The sequence below is a fragment of the Burkholderia sp. Ax-1719 genome (assembly GCF_011753055.1).
Classification (GTDB): Bacteria; Pseudomonadota; Gammaproteobacteria; order Burkholderiales; family Burkholderiaceae; genus Paraburkholderia.
The window spans coordinates 1-2,856 of sequence record NZ_VWWJ01000065.1 but is presented as its reverse complement, the minus strand read 5'-3'; the positions used below and the strand labels follow the sequence as shown (position 1 = coordinate 2,856).

The following is a 2,856-nucleotide window of genomic DNA, read 5'->3' as shown; positions in this document are numbered from 1 at the left end:
CCCGGGGAAGTCTCATCTTGAGGCGAGTTTCCCGCTTAGATGCTTTCAGCGGTTATCTCTTCCGAACATAGCTACCCGGCGATGCCACTGGCGTGACAACCGGTACACCAGAGGTTCGTCCACTCCGGTCCTCTCGTACTAGGAGCAGGCCCCCTCAAACTTCCAGCGCCCACGGCAGATAGGGACCAAACTGTCTCACGACGTTTTAAACCCAGCTCACGTACCTCTTTAAATGGCGAACAGCCATACCCTTGGGACCGGCTACAGCCCCAGGATGAGATGAGCCGACATCGAGGTGCCAAACACCGCCGTCGATATGAACTCTTGGGCGGTATCAGCCTGTTATCCCCAGAGTACCTTTTATCCGTTGAGCGATGGCCCTTCCATACAGAACCACCGGATCACTATGACCTGCTTTCGCACCTGCTCGACTTGTCAGTCTCGCAGTCAAGCACGCTTATGCCATTGCACTATCAGCACGATTTCCGACCGTACCTAGCGTACCTTCGTACTCCTCCGTTACCCTTTGGGAGGAGACCGCCCCAGTCAAACTGCCTACCATGCACTGTCCCCGATCCGGATCACGGACCAAGGTTAGAACCTCAAACAGATCAGGGTGGTATTTCAAGGACGGCTCCATGCAGACTAGCGTCCACACTTCACAGCCTCCCACCTATCCTACACAAACCGGTTCAAAGTCCAATGCAAAGCTACAGTAAAGGTTCATGGGGTCTTTCCGTCTAGCCGCGGGGAGATTGCATCATCACAAACACTTCAACTTCGCTGAGTCTCGGGAGGAGACAGTGTGGCCATCGTTACGCCATTCGTGCAGGTCGGAACTTACCCGACAAGGAATTTCGCTACCTTAGGACCGTTATAGTTACGGCCGCCGTTTACCGGGACTTCAATCAAGAGCTTGCACCCCATCATTTAATCTTCCGGCACCGGGCAGGCGTCACACCCTATACGTCCACTTTCGTGTTTGCAGAGTGCTGTGTTTTTATTAAACAGTCGCAGCCACCAGTTTATTGCAACCCCTTCACCCTCAGAGCGCAGGCTCTTCAAGCTACAAGGGCGTACCTTATCCCGAAGTTACGGTACCAATTTGCCGAGTTCCTTCTCCCGAGTTCTCTCAAGCGCCTTAGAATACTCATCTCGCCCACCTGTGTCGGTTTGCGGTACGGTCACTGTTGAACTGAAGCTTAGAGGCTTTTCTTGGAACCACTTCCAGTTGCTTCTCCACCTAAGTGGATGGCCTCACACCCTTGAATTCCGCGCCCGGATTTGCCAAAGCGCCTTCTCCAATGCAAGGACCGGGACTTCCAACACCCGGACAACCTTCCGCGATCCGTCCCCCCATCGCATTCAACAATGGTGCAGGAATATTGACCTGCTTCCCATCAGCTACGCATTTCTGCCTCGCCTTAGGGGCCGACTCACCCTACGCCGATGAACGTTGCGTAGGAAACCTTGGGCTTACGGCGAGGGGGCCTTTCACCCCCTTTATCGCTACTCATGTCAGCATTCGCACTTCTGATACCTCCAGCACACTTTTCAATGCACCTTCGCAGGCTTACAGAACGCTCTCCTACCATGCACATAAATGTGCATCCGCAGCTTCGGTATATAGCTTAGCCCCGTTACATCTTCCGCGCAGGACGACTCGATCAGTGAGCTATTACGCTTTCTTTAAAGGGTGGCTGCTTCTAAGCCAACCTCCTGACTGTTTTAGCCTTCCCACTTCGTTTCCCACTTAGCTATATTTGGGGACCTTAGCTGGCGGTCTGGGTTGTTTCCCTCTTGACACCGGACGTTAGCACCCGATGTCTGTCTCCCGTGATTGCACTCTTCGGTATTCGGAGTTTGCTATGGCGACGTAATCCGCAATGGACCCATCAACCATGACAGTGCTCTACCCCCGAAGGTGATACACGAGGCACTACCTAAATAGTTTTCGGAGAGAACCAGCTATTTCCAGGTTTGTTTAGCCTTTCACCCCTATCCACAGCTCATCCCCTAACTTTTCAACGTTAGTGGGTTCGGTCCTCCAGCACGTGTTACCGTGCCTTCAACCTGGCCATGGATAGATCACCTGGTTTCGGGTCTACACCCAGCGACTAATCGCCCTGTTCGGACTCGCTTTCGCTACGCCTGCCCTATTCGGTTAAGCTTGCCACTGAATGTAAGTCGCTGACCCATTATACAAAAGGTACGCCGTCACCCCTTGCGAGGCTCCGACTGTTTGTATGCATGCGGTTTCAGGATCTATTTCACTCCCCTCCCGGGGTTCTTTTCGCCTTTCCCTCACGGTACTGGTTCACTATCGGTCGATCACGAGTATTTAGCCTTGGAGGATGGTCCCCCCATCTTCAGACAGGATTTCACGTGTCCCGCCCTACTTGTCGCATACCTAGTTCTTCCTCGCTGTTTTCGCCTACGGGGCTATCACCCACTATGGCCGCACTTTCCAGAGCGTTTGGCTAACAACGAAGATAAAGAATGCAGGCTGGTCCCATTTCGCTCGCCACTACTCTGGGAATCTCGGTTGATTTCTTTTCCTGCGGTTACTTAGATGTTTCAGTTCACCGCGTTCGCTTCACATGACCTATGTATTCAGTCATGGATACTCCATACGGAGTGGGTTTCCCCATTCGGATATCGGTGGATCAAAGCTTGTTTGCCAGCTCCCCACCGCTTTTCGCAGGCTACCGCGTCCTTCATCGCCTGTGATCGCCAAGGCATCCACCACATGCACTTGTTCGCTTGACCCTATAACGGGTGTGTCTCTGCGTGATTGCTCACACCGGGATTCACTCGCTACAGGTTGAGTATTCGTGTTGCGCCGTATTTCAAGGC

The 2,856-nt window shown here is 53.0% G+C and carries 1 rRNA gene; it reads right to left on the bottom strand.

Features of this window, described 5'->3' with window-relative positions:
• Nucleotides 1-2,769, bottom strand: a 23S ribosomal RNA gene (locus F3J17_RS35845); the annotation flags it as partial.
• Nucleotides 2,770-2,856 lie beyond the last annotated feature (87 nt).